The sequence below is a fragment of the Streptomyces sp. NPDC027962 genome (assembly GCF_055566095.1).
In genome coordinates this window covers 68924-87914 of the sequence record NZ_JBVHTA010000010.1, presented here as the reverse complement: position 1 = coordinate 87914, position 18991 = coordinate 68924, and the positions used below count along the sequence as shown (strand labels likewise).

At 72.3% G+C, this 18991-nt stretch carries 17 protein-coding genes and 1 riboswitch; of the genes, 11 read left to right on the top strand and 6 right to left on the bottom strand.

Annotated features, from left to right (window positions below):
- The first annotated feature begins 1 nt into the window (after nt 1).
- From ACZ4SA_RS12435 to ACZ4SA_RS12425, 3 genes are all read left to right on the top strand, one after another.
- Complete coding sequence (locus tag ACZ4SA_RS12435) at nt 2-1369, top strand: M16 family metallopeptidase (protein ID WP_468273148.1); 1368 nt, start codon at nt 2-4, stop codon at nt 1367-1369.
- 230 nt (nt 1370-1599) lie between these two features.
- A riboswitch (cyclic di-AMP (ydaO/yuaA leader) is annotated at nt 1600-1761 on the top strand.
- A 13-nt stretch (nt 1762-1774) separates the two neighbouring features.
- A complete protein-coding gene (locus ACZ4SA_RS12430; RefSeq protein ID WP_468272962.1) occupies nt 1775-2557 on the top strand; it encodes a M23 family metallopeptidase in 783 nt (260 codons plus the stop codon).
- Between the two features lie 209 nt (nt 2558-2766).
- The gene (locus ACZ4SA_RS12425) at nt 2767-3444 is read left to right on the top strand and encodes a GntR family transcriptional regulator (protein ID WP_468272960.1); all 678 of its coding nucleotides are present in this window, start codon (nt 2767-2769) and stop codon (nt 3442-3444) included.
- 231 nt (nt 3445-3675) lie between these two features.
- Here the strand turns inward: ACZ4SA_RS12425 and ACZ4SA_RS12420 are convergent, their stop codons facing one another.
- Nucleotides 3676-3957, bottom strand: coding sequence for an HPr family phosphocarrier protein (locus ACZ4SA_RS12420; RefSeq protein WP_468272958.1), 282 nt, complete (start codon nt 3955-3957; stop codon nt 3676-3678).
- 165 nt (nt 3958-4122) lie between these two features.
- On the opposite strand from ACZ4SA_RS12420, the gene ACZ4SA_RS12415 reads away from it, so the two are divergent.
- Genes ACZ4SA_RS12415 through ACZ4SA_RS12400 form a run of 4 tightly spaced genes read left to right on the top strand, consistent with a single transcriptional unit; the run spans nt 4123 to nt 9867 of the window.
- Complete coding sequence (locus tag ACZ4SA_RS12415) at nt 4123-7293, top strand: bifunctional acetate--CoA ligase family protein/GNAT family N-acetyltransferase (RefSeq protein WP_468272955.1); 3171 nt, start codon at nt 4123-4125, stop codon at nt 7291-7293.
- Nucleotides 7294-7330: 37 nt separating this feature from the next.
- Complete coding sequence (locus ACZ4SA_RS12410) at nt 7331-7915, top strand: DUF5998 family protein (protein ID WP_468272953.1); 585 nt, start codon at nt 7331-7333, stop codon at nt 7913-7915.
- Nucleotides 7915-9126, top strand: a complete 1212-nt coding sequence (locus tag ACZ4SA_RS12405; RefSeq protein WP_468272951.1) for an alkaline phosphatase family protein — start codon at nt 7915-7917, stop codon at nt 9124-9126. Before ACZ4SA_RS12410 ends, ACZ4SA_RS12405 begins: the two co-directional genes overlap by 1 nt.
- A 36-nt stretch (nt 9127-9162) precedes the next feature.
- Complete coding sequence (locus tag ACZ4SA_RS12400) at nt 9163-9867, top strand: thymidine kinase (RefSeq protein ID WP_468272948.1); 705 nt, start codon at nt 9163-9165, stop codon at nt 9865-9867.
- On the opposite strand, the gene ACZ4SA_RS12395 is transcribed toward ACZ4SA_RS12400, so the two are convergent.
- Entirely contained in the window at nt 9839-10612 is a 774-nt protein-coding gene (locus ACZ4SA_RS12395; RefSeq protein ID WP_468272946.1) for a VOC family protein, read from the bottom strand. The two genes, ACZ4SA_RS12400 and ACZ4SA_RS12395, sit on opposite strands and share 29 nt — an antisense overlap.
- A gap of 231 nt (nt 10613-10843) precedes the next feature.
- Here ACZ4SA_RS12395 and ACZ4SA_RS12390 point away from each other — a divergent pair, with 231 nt between their 5' ends.
- Nucleotides 10844-11674 (top strand): sulfurtransferase, encoded by an 831-nt coding sequence (locus ACZ4SA_RS12390; RefSeq protein ID WP_468272944.1) that lies wholly within the window; start codon nt 10844-10846, stop codon nt 11672-11674.
- Between the two features lie 56 nt (nt 11675-11730).
- Here ACZ4SA_RS12390 and sepH read toward each other — a convergent pair whose 3' ends face one another.
- Nucleotides 11731-12780 (bottom strand): septation protein SepH, encoded by a 1050-nt coding sequence (gene sepH, locus ACZ4SA_RS12385; RefSeq protein ID WP_468272941.1) that lies wholly within the window; start codon nt 12778-12780, stop codon nt 11731-11733.
- Nucleotides 12781-13463: 683 nt separating this feature from the next.
- Here sepH and ACZ4SA_RS12380 point away from each other — a divergent pair.
- Nucleotides 13464-13658, top strand: coding sequence for a hypothetical protein (locus tag ACZ4SA_RS12380; RefSeq protein WP_468272938.1), 195 nt, complete (start codon nt 13464-13466; stop codon nt 13656-13658).
- Here ACZ4SA_RS12380 and ACZ4SA_RS12375 read toward each other — a convergent pair.
- Together ACZ4SA_RS12375 and ACZ4SA_RS12370 are read right to left on the bottom strand one after the other, a co-directional pair.
- On the bottom strand, nt 13631-14959 hold the full coding sequence (locus ACZ4SA_RS12375; RefSeq protein ID WP_468272936.1) for a D-arabinono-1,4-lactone oxidase: 1329 nt from the start codon (nt 14957-14959) through the stop codon (nt 13631-13633). The two genes, ACZ4SA_RS12380 and ACZ4SA_RS12375, sit on opposite strands and share 28 nt — an antisense overlap.
- On the bottom strand, nt 14910-16160 hold the full coding sequence (locus ACZ4SA_RS12370) for an MFS transporter (protein WP_468272934.1): 1251 nt from the start codon (nt 16158-16160) through the stop codon (nt 14910-14912). The genes ACZ4SA_RS12375 and ACZ4SA_RS12370 overlap by 50 nt, the downstream gene beginning before the upstream one ends.
- 107 nt (nt 16161-16267) lie before the next feature.
- Here ACZ4SA_RS12370 and ACZ4SA_RS12365 point away from each other — a divergent pair, with 107 nt between their 5' ends.
- Both ACZ4SA_RS12365 and ACZ4SA_RS12360 read left to right on the top strand, forming a co-directional pair.
- A complete protein-coding gene (locus ACZ4SA_RS12365) occupies nt 16268-17395 on the top strand; it encodes a ferrochelatase (protein ID WP_468272932.1) in 1128 nt (375 codons plus the stop codon).
- Between the two features lie 23 nt (nt 17396-17418).
- Entirely contained in the window at nt 17419-18219 is an 801-nt protein-coding gene (locus ACZ4SA_RS12360) for an inositol monophosphatase family protein (RefSeq protein ID WP_468273147.1), read from the top strand.
- A gap of 556 nt (nt 18220-18775) precedes the next feature.
- Here ACZ4SA_RS12360 and ACZ4SA_RS12355 read toward each other — a convergent pair.
- Complete coding sequence (locus ACZ4SA_RS12355; RefSeq protein WP_189888452.1) at nt 18776-18943, bottom strand: hypothetical protein; 168 nt, start codon at nt 18941-18943, stop codon at nt 18776-18778.
- Nucleotides 18944-18991: the final 48 nt, after the last annotated feature.

Here is an 18991-nt window from a genome sequence, read left to right as displayed (position 1 = left end):
CATGGACTTCCACCCGCAGCCGAAGGCGGGCGCCCCCCGCCCCTGGGCCTTTCCGGCGCCCGAGCGCGGCTCGCTCGACAACGGCTTGACGGTGCTGCGCTGCCACCGCCCCGGCCAGCAGGTGGTGGCCGTCGAGATCTCCCTCGACGCCCCGCTGGACGCCGAGCCCGAGGGCCTCGACGGCGTCGCCACGATCATGGCGCGCGCGCTCTCCGAGGGCACCGACAAGCACTCCGCGGAGGAGTTCGCCGCCGAGCTGGAGCGCTGCGGCGCCACCCTCGACGCGCACGCCGACCACCCCGGCGTCCGGGTCTCCCTGGAGGTTCCGGTCTCCCGGCTGCCCAAGGCCCTCGGCCTGCTCGCCGAAGCGCTGTGCGCCCCCGCCTTCGCGGACGGCGAGGTCGAGCGGCTGGTCCGCAACCGCCTCGACGAGATCCCGCACGAGACGGCCAACCCGGGCCGCCGGGCCGCCAAGCAGCTGTCCAAGGAGCTGTTCCCGGCCGAGCTGCGTGTCTCGCGCCCGCGCCAGGGCACCGAGGAGACGGTGGCCCGGATCGACTCGGCGGCCGTGCGTGCCTTCTTCGAGGCGCATGTGCGCCCCGCCACCGCGACAGCGGTGATCGTCGGCGACCTCACCGGCGTCGACGTGGACGCCGTCCTCGCCGAGACGCTGGGCACCTGGACGGGCGACAGCGCGGAGCCCCGGCCCGTGCCGGCGGTCAGCGCCGACGACACCGGCCGGGTGGTCATCGTCAACCGTCCCGGCGCCGTGCAGACGCAGCTGCTCATCGGCCGCATCGGCGCGGACCGCCACGACCGCGTCTGGCCCGCCCAGGTGCTGGGCACGTACTGCCTCGGCGGCACCCTGACCTCCCGCCTCGACCGCGTGCTCCGCGAGGAGAAGGGCTACACCTACGGCGTGCGGGCCTTCGCCCAGGTGCTGCGCTCCGCGCCGGACGGTTCTGGCGCCTCGATGCTCGCCATCAGCGGCTCCGTGGACACCCCCAACACCGGCCCGGCGCTCGAGGACCTGTGGAAGGTGCTCCGCACGCTCGCGGGCGAGGGGCTCACCGATGCCGAGCGCGATGTCGCCGTGCAGAACCTGGTGGGCGTCGCCCCGCTGAAGTACGAGACGGCGGCGTCCGTGGCGGCCACGCTGGCCGACCAGGTCGAGCAGCACCTCCCGGACGACTACCAGGCACAGCTGTATGTACGGCTGGCGGAGACGGGCACGGTGGAGGCCACCGCGGCGGTGGTCAACGCCTTCCCGGTGGACCGGCTGGTCACGGTGCTCGTCGGTGACGCGGCGCAGATCGAGGAGCCGGTCAAGGCCCTCGGGATCGGTGAAGTGACCGTCGTCACGGGCTGAATGGAAGTCGCTCATCGGGTAAACAACTCAAAACGCGCATATAGCACCCAAATGGGACCCCGGCTTGGGATTGTTTGCCGGGGTTCCGCGCTTTGCCGGTTTTGCGGGGGATGTTCCGGTTCTGCCCTGTGGCATGCGCTACAAAACGGGCTGTCCGTTTGGTGATTGACGGATGAGCTGCCTAGCGTCGATCCGGCTGTTCGCCAGAAGATCGCCGCACCCGCGGCATCGGACAGTCATCGCCGAGTCCCCGTCAGGCGCGAGCCTGGGGAGCCGGGGACCCACGCAGTCCCTGGGGTGAATCGGACGCCTTCGCCCGCGCGGAGGGGCCCGTAGGAGACCTTCCTGCTCCGAACCCGTCAGCTAACCCGGTAGGCGAGAAGGAAGGAAAGGACCAGCCTCTTCATGGCGTTCACCCGTGCCACCGGGAAGCACCGTGCCCCGAGCCGCCTGACGCGCCGCAGCGCGAACCTCGCCGGCGTTGCCGCCCTCGCCACCACCGGCGTCATAGGAGGCTTCGCCTCCCCGGCGCTCGCCGCCGACGCCGAGGCCGCTCCCGTCGAGGACACCGGTCTCGCCCAGATCGTCTCCACGGGATCCATCGCCGACGAGATAGCCGAACAGGCCGCCGCCCAGAAGCGGGAGGCCGAGGAGGCCGCTGCAAGGGCGCGCGCGAAGGCAAAGGCCGAGGCCGAGGCGGAGCGCAAGGCCGAGGCCCGCGCCAAGGCGGCCCGCGAGGCCGAGGAGCGCGCCGCCCGCGAGGCCGAGCGCAAGCGCCTGAACTCCTTCCGGCTCCCGATCGCCGGGTCCCTCGTGACCACCGGCTACAAGACCGGCGGCACCCTGTGGTCCTCCGGCAGCCACTCGGGCATCGACTTCCGTGCCGCGTCCGGCAGTTCGGTCGTGGCCGTCGGCTCCGGCACCGTGGTCGAGGCCGGCTGGGGCGGCGCGTACGGCAACAACATCGTCATCCGCATGAACGACGGCACCTACACGCAGTACGGTCACCTGTCGTCCATCAGTGTCTCCGTCGGCCAGCGGGTCACCCCCGGCCAGCAGATCGGCCTCTCCGGCTCGACGGGCAACTCGACCGGCCCGCACCTGCACTTCGAGGCCCGGACCACCTCGGAGTACGGCTCCGACATCGACCCCGTCGCGTACCTGCGCTCGCACGGCGTCAGCGTCTGACCCACTCGGCATCGCCCGAAGCCCCCGGCTTCCCCGCCGGGGGCCTTCGGCGTATTGCGTGCAGTTTCCGCCATTCCGTGATGCCGACTCTTCCAAAAGACTTCCATGGATTCCCGCCCGCCGTCGGAAAATCGAGCACATTGCAATAGAGTCACGGGAACACGCGTCAATCGGCTGCGTTTCGCTCGGATCAAGGCGGAGGTTCGGTCATGCGTATTCCCGCTCACTCGGTATGCACGGCGATCCGCGACGACATCGTCTCCGGCGTGTTCGAACGCGGCAGCCGGCTCACCGAGGAGCAGCTGGCACGCCGCTACGGGGTCTCCCGCGTTCCCGTGCGCGAGGCGCTGCGCACCCTGGAGTCGGAGGGGTTCGTCGTCACCCGGCGGCACGCCGGCGCCTGCGTCGCCGAGCCCACCGAGCAGGAAGCCGCCGACCTTCTCGAGATCCGCATGCTGCTGGAGCCGCTGGGCGCGGCGCGAGCCGCCAGGCGCCGCACGGAAGCGCACCTCAAGGTGCTGCGTGGCCTGGTCAGACTCGGCCAGGACAGGGCGCGCCGGGGACAGGGCGAGGACCTGCGCTCCCTCGGCGCCTGGTTCCACGAGACGCTCGCCCAGGCCTGCGGCAGCCCCGGCCTGACGGCTCTGCTGACGCAGCTGCGACACAAGATCGCCTGGATGTACGCCGTCGAGCCGTCGGCCGAGCCACTCGAGTCCTGGGCCGAGCACGGGGCGATCGTCGACGCCGTGGCGCGCCGCGACGCGGAGCGCGCGCGGGCGCTGACGGCCCTGCATGCCGAGCGGGCCGCGGCGGCGCACCGGCTGCGGCGCACGGTGCGGGTGAGGACTTCGCAACATGCCGTAAACACTGCGAGCGGCCGGAATTAACAGGCAGCGTATACAAAAAGAGAAGCGTTTGTGCCGGGCTGTTTTCTGCTGTCCGGAATTGCTCGGGGGGCGGTGAAAGAAAGCCGCGGCGCTTCTGAATTCGAAGCGCTGCGGCTTTGTCGCGCGTGGTTTTTGTCTGTGTCGGGCGTGCCGTCGGGGGGTGGTGCGCTCCGCGCGCCACGTGCCGTGGGGCGGTGCGCCCCACGCGCCGCCCGCCTCGGCGCCGAGCGCTCAGACGGTCTCGGGGAGCTCGTCGAGCCCTTCCGCCACCAGCTTGGCCAGGCGGTCCAAGGCGGCCTCCGCGCCGTCCGCGTCGGAGGCGAGGACGACTTCCTCGCCTCCCTGGGCGCCGAGACCGAGCACGGCGAGCATGGAGGCGGCGTTGACCGGGTTGCCGTCGATCTTGGCGATCGTCACAGGGACGCCGGAAGCCGTCGCGGCCCGGACGAAGATGGACGCGGGGCGGGCGTGAAGGCCCTCGGCCCAGCCGACATTGACGCGGCGCTCAGCCATGGTGTTGCCCTTCAAGTCTTGGCGGGTTGTCTAGACCAGTCTCTCATGTGCTCCGGCGTGCTCTTCGCCGACTCGGACCCGGGGTGGCGGACCGCCGACCGGCCTCCTCAGCCTGCCCGCAGCCAACCGCCTTCGCGACCCGTGGACGCGCCGTAGGCTTTGCCCATGCAGACCTCGCAGGAGCACGCCTACCCGGCTCACTGGGAAGCAGACGTGGTGCTGCGCGACGGCGGCACCGCGCGGATCCGGCCCATCACCACCGAGGACGCCGACCGGCTGGTCAGCTTCTACGAGCAGGTCTCCGACGAGTCGAAGTACTACCGGTTCTTCGCCCCCTACCCCCGGCTGTCCGCCAAGGACGTCCACCGGTTCACTCACCACGACTACGTGGACCGGGTGGGGCTCGCGGTCACCATCGGCGGCGAGTTCATCGCCACCGTCCGCTACGACCGGATCGACGCACGGGGCCGGCCGGCCGGCGCACCCGCCGACGAGGCCGAGGTCGCCTTCCTCGTCCAGGACGCCCATCAGGGCCGCGGTGTCGCCTCCGCCCTGCTCGAACACATCGCTGCCGTCGCCAGGGAGAGGGGAATCCGGCGGTTCGCCGCGGAGGTGCTTCCCGCCAACTCCAAGATGATCAAGGTGTTCCGGGACGCCGGGTACACACAGAGGCGCAGCTTCGAGGACGGCTCCGTCCATCTGACCCTCGACCTCGAACCGACGGAGCAGTCCCTCACCGTGCAGCGCGGCCGCGAACAGCGCGCCGAGGCACGTTCGGTGCAGCGACTGCTGGCGCCCGGTTCGGTGGCCGTGGTCGGCGCAGGCCGGCTCCCTGGCGGCGTGGGCAGGACCGCGCTGCGCAACCTCATCGGCGGCGGGTTCACGGGCCGGGTGTACGCGGTGAACCGGGCGTTCCCCGAGGCGCGCGGCGAGATCGACGGCGTACCCGCCGTCCGTTCGGTCGGCGACATCGAGGAGCCCGTCGACCTGGCGATCGTCGCGGTCCCCGCCGAGCGGGTGCCAGAAGCCGTGGCGGACTGCGGCGAGCACGGCGTCCAGGGCCTGGTGGTACTGAGCGCCGGCTACGCGGAGAGCGGTGCGGCCGGGCGGGAACGCCAGCGCGAACTGGTGCGGCAGGCCCGTTCCTACGGGATGCGGATCATCGGCCCGAACTCGTTCGGGATCATCAGCACGTCCGACGCCGTCCGGCTCAACGCCTCGCTGGCGCCGGAGGCCCCGGCGCCCGGGCGCATCGGCCTGTTCACCCAGTCCGGGGCGATCGGCATCGCCCTGCTGTCCGGGCTGCACCGGCGCGGCGCGGGCCTGTCCGCCTTCATCTCGTCCGGCAACCGCGCGGACGTGTCCGGCAACGACTTCCTGCAGTACTGGCACGAGGACCCGGACACCGACGTCGTCCTCATGTACCTGGAGTCGATCGGCAACCCCCGCAAGTTCACCCGCCTCGCCCGGCGCACCGCCGCGCTCAAGCCGGTCGTCGTCGTGAAGGGCGCCCGGCACAGCGGCAGCGTGCCGCCGGGCCACGCGGTGCCGTTCACCCGGATCCCGGACGCGACCGTCGGGGCGCTGCTGCGTCAGGCCGGTGTGATCCGCGTCGACACCGTCACCGAACTGGTCGACGCCGGCCTGATGCTGGCCGGGCAGCCGCTGCCGGGCGGGCCGCGGGTGGCGATCCTCGGCAACTCCGAGTCCCTCGGACTCCTCACCTACGACGCCTGCCTGACGGAGGGCCTGCGCCCGCTCCCGCCACGAGACCTCACAACGGCGGCCACCCCTGCCGACTTCCGCGCGGCGCTCGCAGAAGCGCTGGTGGACGACGCGTGCGACGCGGTGGTTGTGACGGCGATCCCCTGGGTCGGGGAGAACGGCGTCACGGACTCCGGCGGCGGCGAGGTCCTCGCGACGGCCCTCCGCGACGCGGCGGCCGCGGCGCCGGCGAAGCCGGTGGCGGTGGTGCACGTCGAAATGGGCGCGCTGGCCGACGCCTTGGCCGCCGCCTCGAGCACGGCCCCGCCTGCGGACCGCTCGATGCCGGCGGACCGGGCCGTCACCCTGCCGGCGCGCGACGTCGACCGTCCGTCGCGCGCGACGGGGAGTGTCCCCGCCGCCCCGCCCGCCGGGCGGCCTGCCGCGTCCGTGGCCGGTCAGGGCCCGGGCCCTGCGGGCAGCGAGCCCGCCCCGGGCGTGGCCCCCGACCGCGCCGGAGACAGCCCGGGAGCCGACCCGCCCCCAGCGGGCCGGCACGCCGGCGCCCCCGCACACCGAACGGGCGGCGCGGCCCCCGGCGAGCGGCGCGTGGCCGCACCGGGCAGCACCTTTGCTCGCGGCGCGGCCCCCCGCCCCGGCGCCGGGGCGCCTCCCGCGCCCCCGGCCGGGTCCGCGGCCGTCCCCGGCACGGCCACGCCCGCCCCCGGGCCCACGGACGGCGACGGCTCCGCCGCCGAGGCGCGGTGGATTCCCGCCTATCCCGCTGCCGAGCGGGCCGTGCGGGCGTTGGCTGAGGCCGCGCGGTACGCGCAGTGGCGGCGGTATGCCGCAGAGCCGGGGCGGGTGCCGGAGTACGAGGACATCGACGAGGCCGGGGCCGCCGCCCACATCGAGCGGATGCTCGGGGCGGCGGCCGACCACCGGGGCTTCGCCCTCGGCGCCGCCGACGCCCGCGAACTGCTCGCGCGCTACGGGATCCATGTGCGGCCCACACTTCCCGCGCCCGACGCCGCCGCCGCCGTGCAGGCGGCCGCGGGCCTCGGCTATCCGGTCGCGCTCAAGACCACCGCCCCGCACCTGCGTCACCGCGCCGACCTCGGCGGCGTACGGCTCGATCTGGCCGACGAGGCGCAACTGCGCCAGGCCTACCGCGAGTTGACCGAAACACTGGGCAAGCCCGCTGAGCTGCGGCCCGTTGTCCAGGCGATGGTGCCCCGCGGCGTGGACACCGTGGTGCGTGCCGCCATCGACCCCGCAATCGGCGCCGTGCTCTCGTTCGGGCTGGCCGGAGCGCCCTCCGAGCTGCTCGGCGACACCGCGCACCGGCTCGTCCCCGCCACGGACCGCGATGCCGCCGAGTTGATCCGGACCATCCGAACGGCACCCCTCCTGTTCGGCTGGCGCGGCTCCGCCCCCGTGGACACGACCGCGCTCGAGGAGCTGCTGCTGCGCGTGTCGCGGCTGGTCGACGACCACCCCGAAGTGGTCGGCATCAGCCTCGAACCGGTCGTGGTCGCCCAGCACGGGCTCTCCGTGCTGGACGCGTCCGTACGGCTGGCGCCACCGCCGCCCCGTAACGATCTGGGCCCTCGCCGGCTCCCCAGCTACTGAACGCCCGGCACCCCCGGGGCCCCGTAGGATGGACGGCATGGCGAAGACCGGTACGACGACCCAGGGGCTGCGCGCGGCGATCGAGCGCAGCGGCTACTACCCGGCACTCGTGGCAGAGGCGGTGGAGGCCGCCGTCGGCGGCGAGCCGATCGCGTCGTACCTGGTGCACCAGGAGACCACGTTCGACGCCAACGAGGTCCGGCGCCATGTCACGGTCCTCGTCCTGACGGCGAACCGGTTCATCGTCAGCCACACCGACGAGCAGGCCGCCGACTCGAGCTCCCCGACGCCGTACGCCACCACCTCCACCGAGTCGGTGAAGCTCGGCCGGATCTCGTCTGTCGTCGTCAGCCGTGTGGTCGCCAACCCGGAGTCGTACGCCCCGGGAACCCTGCCCCGCGAAGTCGTCCTCACCATCGGCTGGGGCGCCGTCTCGCGCCTCGACCTGGAGCCTGCCGCCTGCGGCGACCCGAATTGCGACGCCGACCACGGCTACACCGGCAATTCCACCGCCGACGACCTCAGCCTCCGGGTCAGCGAGGCCGGCGACGGCCCGGACACGGTCCGCCAGACCCTTGTCTTCGCCCAGGCGCTCTCCGAAGCCACGGCAGCCACGCGCTGATGGCCCAGCCCGCCCAGACCGACCGGTCCGAACTCTGGCCGGACGACCCCGTCCCGCTCGCCGTCGGCACCGCGCCCGTACCGGAGTACGGCAGCGGCTCGCTCGCCGATCTGCTCCCGACACTCGCGGCAGGCCAGGGTGTACCGGGCCTCGGTCAGACGCTCCCGGAGCTCACCCCGGCCGATCGGAACTGCGTGTTCCTGATCGACGGGCTCGGCTGGGAGCAGATCAGATCCCACCCCGACGAAGCCCCGTACCTGACCTCCCTGCTCGGTACGTCGCGCGGCGGCACAGGACGGCCGATCACCGCCGGGTTCCCCGCGACCACCGCCACCTCGCTCGCTTCCGTCGGCACCGGCCTGCCGCCCGGCGCGCACGGTCTGCCCGGCTACACGGTGCGCAATCCGGAGACCGGCGAGCTGATGAACCAGCTGCGCTGGCGGCCGTGGAGCCCGCCGCAGGCCTGGCAGCCGTACCCCACCGTCTTCCAGCTCGCGGACCGGGCGGGCGTGCACACCGCCCAGGTGTCGTCGCCGGCGTTCGAGCAGACACCGCTCACGAAGGTGGCGCTCAGCGGCGGCACGTTCCACGGCCGGCTGACCGGCGAGGAGCGGATGGACCTGGCTGCCGAGCAACTGGCCGCCGGGGACCGTTCCCTCGTCTACACCTACTACAGCGAGGTCGACGGCAAGGGCCACCGCTTCGGTATCGACTCCGACGCCTGGCGCGGTCAGCTGATGTACGTGGACCGGCTCGTGGAGCGTCTCGCCGAGCAGCTTCCGCCCCGCGCGGCCCTGTACGTCACCGCCGACCACGGCATGATCGACATCCCCTTCGACGAGCAGTCCCGTATCGACTTCGACGAGGACTGGGAGCTGCGGGCCGGTGTCGCCCTGCTCGGTGGGGAGGGCCGGGCCCGCCATGTCTACGCCGTGCCGGGCGCCGCGAGCGACGTGCTCGCCGTCTGGCGCGAGGTGCTGGGGGAGCAGTTCTGGGTGGCGAGCCGCGACGAGGCGATCGCCGCCGGCTGGTTCGGCCCCCGGGTCGACGACAGGGTGTACGCGCGGATCGGCGACGTCGTCGCCGCGGCCCACGACGACGTGGTGATCACCGCGTCCGTCAATGAGCCCAACGAGTCGGCGATGGTCGGCATGCACGGTTCCATGACCTCCGAGGAGCAGCTCGTACCGCTCCTCGAAGTACGTTCGTAAAGCCCTCCTCTCAGACCCGAAAGGTCTCAACTCCCCATGCCCGAGCTGGTGTTCTTCTCCGGAACGATGGACTGCGGAAAGAGCACCCTCGCTCTTCAGATCGAGCACAACCGGTCCGCCCGAGGCCTTCAGGGCATGATCTTCACCCGTGACGACCGGGCCGGCGAGGGCAAGCTCTCCTCCCGGCTCGGGCTGGTCACCGACGCGGTCGAGGCTGCCGAGGGCTTCGACTTCTACGCGTATCTCGTCGACCGTCTCTCCAAGGGCGGCCGCTGCGACTATGTGATCGCCGACGAGGCGCAGTTCCTCGCACCCGAGCAGGTCGACCAGCTCGCACGCGTCGTCGACGACCTGGCCCTTGACGTGTTCGCCTTCGGCATCACCACCGACTTCCGATCCAAGCTCTTCCCCGGCTCGCAGCGGCTGGTCGAGCTCGCCGACCGCGTCGAGGTGCTCCAGGTCGAGGCGCTGTGCTGGTGCGGGGCCCGCGCCACGCACAACGCGCGCACCGTCGGCGGTGAGATGGTCGTCGAAGGCGCCCAGGTCGTCGTCGGCGACGTCAACCAGTCGCCGGACGAGGTCGGTTACGAGGTCCTGTGCCGACGGCACCATCGTCGGCGGATGACGGCGGCGACGGCCCGCGCGGCAGCCCTCTCACCGGACGTCCTGCCGGTCGAGGTCGGCGACGGCGGCACGGCCCCCGCAGACAGGGTCAGTGGGCGTCCGACCGTACGATCGTGAAGACCGCGCCCTCCGGGTCGGAGACGGTCGCCACGCGTCCGCCCGCGCCCGGCCCGGGCGGCTCGATCACCTGCCCGCCCAGCTCCACCACCCGGTCAGCCGCCGCGTCGACGTCCTCCACCTCGAAGTACGTCATCCAGTGCGGCCCCCGACCGCGCGGCAGGGCACGGCCCAACCCGTGCACGGTGGCCACCGGGCGGCCGTCGAGACGAAGCGTGATGCGGTCGACCGTGGTGGAGTCGGCCTCCTGCGTGTCGTAGCCGAAGACCGCGTGGTAGAACTTGCCGACCGACGCGGTCTCCCGGGTCAACAGCTCGTTCCACACGGGCGTTCCGTGCGTGCCGTACATCGCGGTGCCCAGGTGCGCCGATGGCTGCCAGACGCCGAACACCGCACCCGAGGGGTCGGAGGCGATCACCAGCCGTCCGGCCTCGTCGGCGTCGAGCGGCCCCACGCCGACCGTCCCCCCGCAGCTGCGGATCGACTCGGCGGTGGCGTCCGCGTCGCCGCTCGCCAGGTACGGCGTCCAGGCCACCGGCAGATGACGGTCGGCAGGGAGGCGGCCGATACCCGCGACCTCCTTGTCGCCGAGCACGGCGCGGACATAGGGCCCCAGCCGTGTGGGGCCGGGAGAGAACTCCCAGCCGAACAGTCCTGCGTAGAAGTCCTGTGTCGCGTCAAGGCCGTGCACCATCAGACTCACCCAGCAAGGGGTGCCCGGCGTGGGCCGAGTCGCCTCGGTCATCGTCACTCTCTCCTCGGACCATCGTGGTGGCCGTACGGGGGGACCGGGCGCGGCGTGCGTGGATGTGCGCGAAGGCCATTGCGCCCGAGCAGATGGTGTCACCCCCCAGGGCGCAGTGCGCCCGGGCCGCGCCGGATATGGCGGGTTCCCGCCGGAGGTTGCCCTTTTTGTAGCGGCAAATCCTTTTCGACCGCGTTACCGTGCGACACGCCGGTGCGCGAGGATGGCCGTATGACTCCGATCATCTCCGCAGCCGATCTTGCGAACGAGCTCGCCGGCCCGACCCCGCCGGTGCTGCTGGACGTCCGCTACCAGCTGGGCGGGCCGCACGGACGGCCCGACTACGAGGCCGGACACATCCCCGGCGCCGTCTTCGTGGACCTGGAAGGGGAACTGGCCGGTCCGCCCGGACCCGGCGGCCGGCACCCGCTGCCCGACGTCGCGGCCTTCGGCGCGGCGATGCGACGGGCGGGCGTCTCTCCCGACACCCCGGTCGTGGCGTACGACGGGGACAAGGGCTGGGGCGCGGCGCGCGTCTGGTGGATGCTGCGCTGGGCGGGACACGGCGACGTACGGGTCCTTGATGGCGGACTCGCCGCGTGGACGGGCCCGTTGGACACCGTGATTCCCTCTCCCGCCGCGGGCACCTTCGAGCCGAAGCCGGGCGCGCTGCCGCTGCTCGATGCCGACGACGCGGCCTCAATGGCCCGCGACGGGCTCCTGCTCGACGCCCGTGCCGGAGAGCGCTACCGCGGTGAGGTGGAGCCCATCGACCCGGTGGCCGGGCACATCCCGGGCGCGGTCTCCGCGCCGACCACGGATAACGTCGACGCCGACGGCCGCTTCCTCCCGGCCGAGCAGCTGGCCGCCCGCTTCCGGGGGCTCGGGGCAGGAACAGGCACGGGCCCCGTCGGTGTCTACTGCGGATCCGGTGTCTCGGCCGCCCAGCAGGCGGTGGCCCTGGAGCTCGCCGGCTTCGAGCCCGCCCTGTACGCGGGATCCTGGTCCGAGTGGTCCCACAACCCCGACCGTCCGGTGGCCACGGGCCCGCAGCCGGGCTGACCCACACGCGGAAGGGCCGGCCCCTGCGGCGGGGCCGGCCCTGTGCGAAACGTTCGTCACTCCTGTTTCTTGCGCCGCGTACCGAAGACGATCTCGTCCCAGCTCGGTACGGCGGCGCGGCGGCCGGGGCGGACGCCGTCCGCCTCGGCCTGCCGGTCCGTGGTCCCCGTCAGCCGGTCGCGGTGGCCCGCGACGGAACGCGGCATCAGTACGTCCGCGTACGCCGACCCGGCACCGGCCGACGCGGCAGGCGCGATCGGCTCCTCCTCGGCCTCCGGCTCCTGTGCCGGCTCGATGGCCGCCGGCTCCGGTGGCGCGGGCCGCTCCGGTACGACCATGTCACCGCGGAAGTTCGGCACGGCCTCCAGCAGGCTCGTCAACGAGTCCCGCTCGTCGTCGCCGTCCCCGTCGGCCGACGGCACGCCGATGGCCGGGCGGTCCATCTGCCGGTCCAGGGCACGGTCGAGCGGCCGGTCCCTGGGCAGCCGTGCGATCCGCGGCACGAACGGGAAGCTCGGCTCCTGCGCGATCGTGTCGTCGGTCTCGCCGATCAGCGCACGCGCCTCGTCGTCGACGGCCTGGACGAGCCGCCGCGGCGGGTCGTAGGTCCAGCTCGCCGAGTGCGGTTCGCCCGCCACCCGGTAGACCAGCAGGACCTCCCAGGTGCCGTCGTCGCGGCGCCACGAGTCCCACTGCGCGGTGTCCTTCTCGGCGCCGCGCAGCAGCAGCCGCTCCTGTACCGCCTCGCCGAGCTGTGGTCCGGTGTTCTCACCGGGGCGGCGTACGGGAGTCTTGCGGGCGCGTTCCGCCATGAAGGCGCGCTCGGCGAGTACCGGCCCTTCGAACCGGCGCACCCGGTCGACGGGGATGCCGGCGAGCTGAGCGACCTCCTCCGCGGAGGCGCCGGCGCGTATACGCGCCTGGATGTCACGGGGGCGGAGATGGCTCTCCACCTCGATCTCGATCTGGCCGAGGCGGGCGCGGTCGTTGCGCACGGCTGCGCGCAGCCGTTCATCGATCGGAAGCGTGTATTCCGTGCTGTCCGCAGCCTTGAGCACCAGTCGTGTGCCGTCGTTGGAGACGGCCACGACACGCAGTTCGGGCATGGGGACCTCCCGGGTGGTGCCTGCCGACGTCACCTGCGTCGCTGCTTCCGCTAGTCGAGTGTGGCCTGCCCGGGTGCAGCCTGCCACAACCTTGCCGAGTTGCCCGGCGTGTCGGGCAGCTGCCCTGGATCGCCGTTATGGCACGGTTACCTATTCGGCACTCAGTGTGATCGTTTGGTCACTCTGAGCGATAGATCACCGTGCTTCGCCGCGGCGCCGCCGGATCGAGTGCCAATTTCGGCCCCCTACCTGGGGTCCCGACATCATGAGGGAGGCCGGTCCCAGGGCTCGCCACAGTACTCCATTCGGGCCATGGAGGTGGACCGCCGCGCCGCCGAACTTCTCCAGGGGGGCGGGAGTTGTGTGCCCGAACGCAGGGTGACCAGGTGTTGTGCTTCACGGAAACGGCAGAAACGGAACTATTCGCTTCGCTCATATGTCCCTATCTGGTGCATGGCGGAAAGAAGGGTAAACAGAGGCTGAAGACGCGACAGAAGCGGGAGGACGGGGCGGAATCACAGGAAGGCCGCAATCAGTCGACCGTGCAGCCCAGGAGAGTTGGTGCGGCCGGTGCCTCGAAACGCCGTCGGGGAAGGTGAGTTCGGCTCATCGACCATCCGTGGCGCACGGGTAAGGGGCTGGAAGCGTCCGGCCGTCGCGGCCGCGCCGTCTTCGGCGTCGCCATGACCGCCGTCACCGGCTACGAAGTCCCCCTGGGACACGGGCTCGGCGGCGACCCGGCACCGACGCCGACCCCGTCGGGCACCCCGGGCACGGAAGCCCCGACCGGCAGCGGCCCGGCGCCGGGACCGGGCGCGGAGGCCGGCGCGGGCGACGGTTTCCAGAACGGTCAGTCGCCCAGTACCCGGCGCAGGTAGGCGTTCTGGAACATCCGCTGCGGGTCGAGCCGGTCGCGCAGCGCGGTGAACTCGGTGAACCGCGGGTACACGTCGGCGAAGTACTGCGCGTCCCGCGTGTGGATCTTGCCCCAGTGCGGGCGGCCGCCGTGAGCCGTCATGATCCGCTCCACCGCGGTGAAGTACGACCGGTACGGCGTGCCGCGGTACATGTGCACGGCGACGTACGCGGTATCCCGGCCCGACGCCGTCGAGAGCGTGATGTCGTCGGCCGGAGCCGTACGCACCTCCACCGGGAAGCCCACCCGCAGTTGCGAGCGCTCCACCATCGCCCTGACCTCGCGCAGCGCCGTGACCGCGGCCTCCCGCGGCAGCGCGTACTCCATCTCGACGAACCGCACCCGGCGCGGAGATGTGAAGACCTTGTAGGGGATGTCCGTGTACATGCGGGCGGACAGCGCGCGGCTGGAGACCCTGGCGATCGCGGGTATGGCCGCCGGCACCGCGCGGCCCAGCGAACAGGCCACCTGGAAGGCCCCGTTGGACAGCAGCTCGTCCTCGATCCAGCCGCCGATCCGGCCGGGCGGGTCCGCGGGGCCCGCGCTGCGGTTGTTGCGCTTGGTGTTGCAGTTGCCGGTGTGCGGAAACCAGTAGAACTCGAAGTGCTCGTTCTCCGCGTGCAGCGCGTCGAATTCGTCGAGGACCCGGTCGAAGGCCATCGGCTCCTCACGCGCCGTCAGCAGGAAGACCGGCTCCACGGCGAACGTGATCGCCGTGATGACCCCGAGCGCGCCCAGGCCGATCCGGGCCGCCGCGAAGACCTCCGGATTCTCCTTCTCCGAACAGGTCAGTACGGAACCGTCCGCCGTCACCAGTTCGAGGCCCCTGATCTGGGCGGCCACGGACGCCGAATCACGGCCCGTGCCGTGCGTGCCGGTCGACACCGCCCCCGCCACCGTCTGCTCCATGATGTCGCCCATGTTCGTGAGCGACAGGCCCTCACGGGCGAGGGCCGTGTTCAGCCGCTTCAGCGGAGTACCCGACTCCACGGTGACGGTCATCTGCGACCGGTCGATCCGCCGGATACCCGTCATCAGATCGGGGCGTATCAGCAGGCCGTCGGTGGCGGCGATGGCCGTGAAGGAGTGCCCCGTACCGACGGTCTTCACCCGCAGGCCGTCCTGCGCCGCCTCGCGAACCGTGTCGGCGAGCTCCTCCACGGAGGCAGGGCGCGCTTCCCTCGACGGCCTGGAAGCGACAGTCCCCGCCCAGTTACGCCACTGGCTGCTCTCGCTCCTCCGGGTCCTGATCACGCTGCTCACGCTGCCCCTCCCGCGTCGGCACCGGCCTGCGCAGCCGGCGGTACCCCAGGAACGCCACCAGGGCCGCGAACACTCCCGCAACGCCGGGCACCGCGTACCCCGCAGCAGCCCCCTGCGCGTCGACCACCCAGCCGGCGGCCGAGGACCCCAGAGCGACGCCGACCGCGAGCCCGGTGCTCGTCCAGGACATGCCCTCGGTCAACTTGCTGCGTGGTACGTGCGCCTCGACGAGGGCCATGGTCGTCACCATCGTCGGCGCGATGGCAAGGCCCGCGACAAAGAGCGCCACGGCCAGGAACGGCAGGCTCCCGGCCAGTTGGAGGGGGATCATACTCACGGACATCGCACAGACGCCCAGCACCCACCTCCGGGCCGGGTCGCCCTTCAGGTGCAGCAGGCCGAAGACGGCGCCCGCGAGGCACGAGCCGAGCGCGTACACCGCGAGCACCCAACTCGCCGCCGACTTGTGTCCCGTCTCCTCCGCGAACGCCACCGTGACCACGTCGACCGCTCCGAAGATCGCCCCGGTGGCGACAAACGCGGCGACGAGCACCTGCAGACCGGGGGAGCGCAGGGCGCTGGCGCTGGTGTACTCCTCCGCCGGGTGCGGTTTCGGCTCCGTGGCGCCCTGCGCCGTCAGCCACCAGACACCGGCCAGCAGGAACGCGGCGGCGAGCAGCGGGCCCGCCTCCGGGAACCAGAGCGTCGACAGACCGATGGAGAAGATCGGGCCGAAGATGAAGCACACCTCGTCGATGATCGACTCCACCGAGTACGCGGTGTGCAGCTCGCGCGGTGAACCCCGCAGCAGCGACGCCCAGCGTGCCCGGGTCATCGCGCCGACGCTGGGCACGCACCCGGCGGCGGCCGTGAAGACGAAGAGGGTCCAGTCCGGCGCCCCCAGCTGGGCGCAGATCAGCAGCCCGGCTACCGCAGCCGTGGTGACCAGCGTCGCCGGACGCAGCACTTTGCGCTGGCCGTGATGGTCGACGAGGCGCGAGACCTGCGGACCGAGCACGGCCGCGGACAGGGCGAGGACGGCCGTGAGCGTGCCGGCCAGGCCGTAGCGGCCGGTCAGCTCGGAGATCATGGTCATGATGCCGATGCCCATCATGGCCAGCGGCATCCGGCCGAGGAAGCCCGCGGCGGAGAACCCCAGGGCGCCGGGGGTGGCGAAGATCGCGCGGTACGGACTGACCAACAGGGACTCCGGTAAGGCGTATGAGCAGCCTTCACAGATTACGCGCCGGCCCTCCGTCCGCGCACCGCGGTTTTTCCGGTGCCCGAGGGGGGTGGCAGGATCGACTCATGTCCGATCTGCGCGATCCAGCTCCTTACGACGCCCTTCTGCTGCTCTCGTTCGGCGGCCCCGAAGGCCCGGACGACGTGGTCCCGTTCCTGGAGAACGTGACCCGCGGCCGCGGCATCCCGAGGGAACGGCTCGAGGAAGTGGGTCAGCACTACTTCCTCTTCGGCGGCGTCAGCCCCATCAACGACCAGAACCGCGCCCTGCTGGACGCGCTGCGCAAGGACTTCGCCGAGCACGGTCTGGATCTGCCGGTCTACTGGGGCAACCGCAACTGGGCGCCCTGCCTCACCGACACCCTGCGGGAGATGACCGTCGCGGGACACCGGCGCATCGCCGTCCTCGCGACCAGCGCATACGCCTCCTACTCGGGATGCCGCCAGTACCGCGAGAACCTCGCAGAGGCCCTGGCCACGCTCGAGGCGGAAGGTCTGGAGCTGCCGCACGTGGACAAGCTGCGGCACTACTTCAACCACCCCGGCTTCGTACGCCCGGTGATCGACGGCGTCCTTGCCTCGCTGGCCGACCTGCCGGAAGAGGTCCGCGCCGGCGCACACCTCGCCTTCACGACGCACTCCATCCCCACCGCCGCGGCCGATTCCTCCGGCCCCGCGTCCGAGCACGGCGACGGCGGCTCCTACGTCCGCCAGCACTTGGACGTGGCCCGGCTGATCGCCGACGCCCTGCGCGACGAAACCGGCGTCGAGCACCCCTGGGAGCTCGTCTTCCAGTCCCGCAGCGGAGCCGCGCACATCCCCTGGCTGGAGCCGGACATCTGCGACCACCTCGAGGCGCTGCACGCCTCGGGCGCGCCCGCGGTGGTCATGGTCCCCATCGGCTTCGTCTCCGACCACATGGAGGTCCTGTACGACCTCGACACCGAGGCCACCGCCAAGGCCGCCGAGCTGGGCCTGCCGGTCCGCCGCTCCGCGACCGTCGGCGCGGACCCGCGGTTCGCGGCGGCCGTGCGCGATCTCGTCCTGGAGAGGGCAGCGACGGAGCGGGGCATCGCAGCCGAGCGCTGTGCGCTCGGAGCCCTCGGCGCGAGCCACGACCTCTGCCCGATCGGCTGCTGTCCGGCGCGTGCACCGAAGCCCGCGGCGGCCGGTGCCGACAGCCCGTACGCGTGAAGGAGACCTCCGTGACCGACTCCGTGACCGACCCGTCGGCGTCCGAACTGCTGGCCCTCGCTCTGGAGGCCGCTCGCCAGGCCGGCGCACTGCTCAGGGACGGCCGCCCCGACGACCTGGGCGTCGCCAGGACGAAGTCCAGCCCCATCGACGTCGTGACGGAGATGGACATCGCCGCCGAGAAACTGATCACCGGCATCCTGGCCGAGCACCGCCCGGACGACGGCATCCTGGGCGAGGAGGGCGCGTCCACAGTCGGTACCAGCGGAGTCCGGTGGGTCATCGACCCGCTCGACGGCACGGTCAATTACCTGTACGGGCTGCCGACGTGGGCGGTCTCCATTGCCGCGGAGCTCGACGGCAAGACGGTGGTCGGCGTTGTCGAGGCCCCGATGCGGCGCGAGACCTTCCGCGCGGTGCTCGGCGGCGGGGCGTACCTGAACGACCGGCCCGTACGGTGCCGGCCGGCGCCTCCGCTCGACCAGGCACTGGTCTCCACCGGCTTCAACTACGTCCACACCGTCCGCTCGCACCAGGCGGACATCGCCCAGCGGCTGATCCCCCAACTGCGGGACATCCGGCGCAGCGGCTCGGCGGCCATCGACCTGGCGGACGTCGCGGCGGGCCGCCTCGACGGCTACTACGAGCGCGGGCTCAGCCCATGGGACCTGGCAGCGGGCGACCTGATCACCCGTGAGGCCGGCGCACGCACCGGGGGCCGTCCCGGCGAGCCGCCGTCCGGCGCGCTGACGATCGCCGCGCCACCGGGTGTCTTCGAACCCCTCCAGGACCTCCTGGAACACCTGGGCGCCTGGCACGACTGACACCGCAGGCGCGTGTGCGGCTCTGCCTCGTGCCGCCCTCCCCACGGGGCAGGGCTGTGCGGCTCCGCCACGCGGCGGGCAAGCCCGGACCCCGGCGCGAGACGCGGTGTCCGGAGTTCTCCGTAGGCCGGCCCCTGTGGCCTGGCGGCCGCGTGTCGGACTCGTTCCGCGAGATCAGTCCCCGCTGCGGGTGGTGCCTCCACAGCCACCGGGCCGTAGGGCGAGGCTGACGCGCGGGGCCCGGGAGTCCCGTAGGCCGCCGGGGCCGCGAGCGTGTCCCCTGAATGGGCTGATGCCGTTCCGCGGGGTCAGCCCGCGCGGGTGGCGGCCCGACAGCCGCCAGGCCGTGGGGGAGACCGAGGCGTGGGGCTCGGGGACTCCGCCCCGAGCCTCCGGTTACGGGAAGAGGCGGGGCGGAGCCGGCCCGCTGGGCACGACCTCGGGATGCACGGGACGCTCGCGCGGGCGTCAGGTTCGCACGACCCCGAATGCACGAGGGGCCTGGCGCCGCAGAAGCGGTGCCAGGCCCCTCGCACGCGGTGTGCTCGCGTGAGTGTCAGGCTGCCGTGAGGTTCACCCCGTGCTCGGCGGCCAGGCGGTGCAGGTCGTCCAGCTCTGCCTGCTCGACATCCGCGAGGAAATCGTCGCCCGTCTCCCGAGCGATCGTGAGGTCGGTCTCGGCGGCCTTTATGCGCTGCAGCAGTCCGGCAGTGAAAGCATCCATGATGCGCCCCTCGTCGTAGGTCGGTGGCACGGGGGTGTGCCGACGGTG

Coding starts and splice junctions, on each gene's coding strand:
- ACZ4SA_RS12425 (WP_468272960.1), top strand. CDS start 2,767: ATGCGTATTCCCGCTCACTCGGTATGCACGGCGATCCGCGACGACATC.
- ACZ4SA_RS12405 (WP_468272951.1), top strand. CDS start 7,915: ATGGCCCAGCCCGCCCAGACCGACCGGTCCGAACTCTGGCCGGACGAC.
- sepH (WP_468272941.1), bottom strand. CDS start 12,780: ATGCCCGAACTGCGTGTCGTGGCCGTCTCCAACGACGGCACACGACTG.
- ACZ4SA_RS12395 (WP_468272946.1), bottom strand. CDS start 10,612: ATGACCGAGGCGACTCGGCCCACGCCGGGCACCCCTTGCTGGGTGAGT.
- ACZ4SA_RS12415 (WP_468272955.1), top strand. CDS start 4,123: ATGCAGACCTCGCAGGAGCACGCCTACCCGGCTCACTGGGAAGCAGAC.
- ACZ4SA_RS12400 (WP_468272948.1), top strand. CDS start 9,163: ATGCCCGAGCTGGTGTTCTTCTCCGGAACGATGGACTGCGGAAAGAGC.
- ACZ4SA_RS12355 (WP_189888452.1), bottom strand. CDS start 18,943: ATGGATGCTTTCACTGCCGGACTGCTGCAGCGCATAAAGGCCGCCGAG.
- ACZ4SA_RS12380 (WP_468272938.1), top strand. CDS start 13,464: ATGACCGCCGTCACCGGCTACGAAGTCCCCCTGGGACACGGGCTCGGC.
- ACZ4SA_RS12420 (WP_468272958.1), bottom strand. CDS start 3,957: ATGGCTGAGCGCCGCGTCAATGTCGGCTGGGCCGAGGGCCTTCACGCC.
- ACZ4SA_RS12435 (WP_468273148.1), top strand. CDS start 2: ATGGACTTCCACCCGCAGCCGAAGGCGGGCGCCCCCCGCCCCTGGGCC.
- ACZ4SA_RS12410 (WP_468272953.1), top strand. CDS start 7,331: ATGGCGAAGACCGGTACGACGACCCAGGGGCTGCGCGCGGCGATCGAG.
- ACZ4SA_RS12430 (WP_468272962.1), top strand. CDS start 1,775: ATGGCGTTCACCCGTGCCACCGGGAAGCACCGTGCCCCGAGCCGCCTG.
- ACZ4SA_RS12365 (WP_468272932.1), top strand. CDS start 16,268: ATGTCCGATCTGCGCGATCCAGCTCCTTACGACGCCCTTCTGCTGCTC.
- ACZ4SA_RS12390 (WP_468272944.1), top strand. CDS start 10,844: ATGACTCCGATCATCTCCGCAGCCGATCTTGCGAACGAGCTCGCCGGC.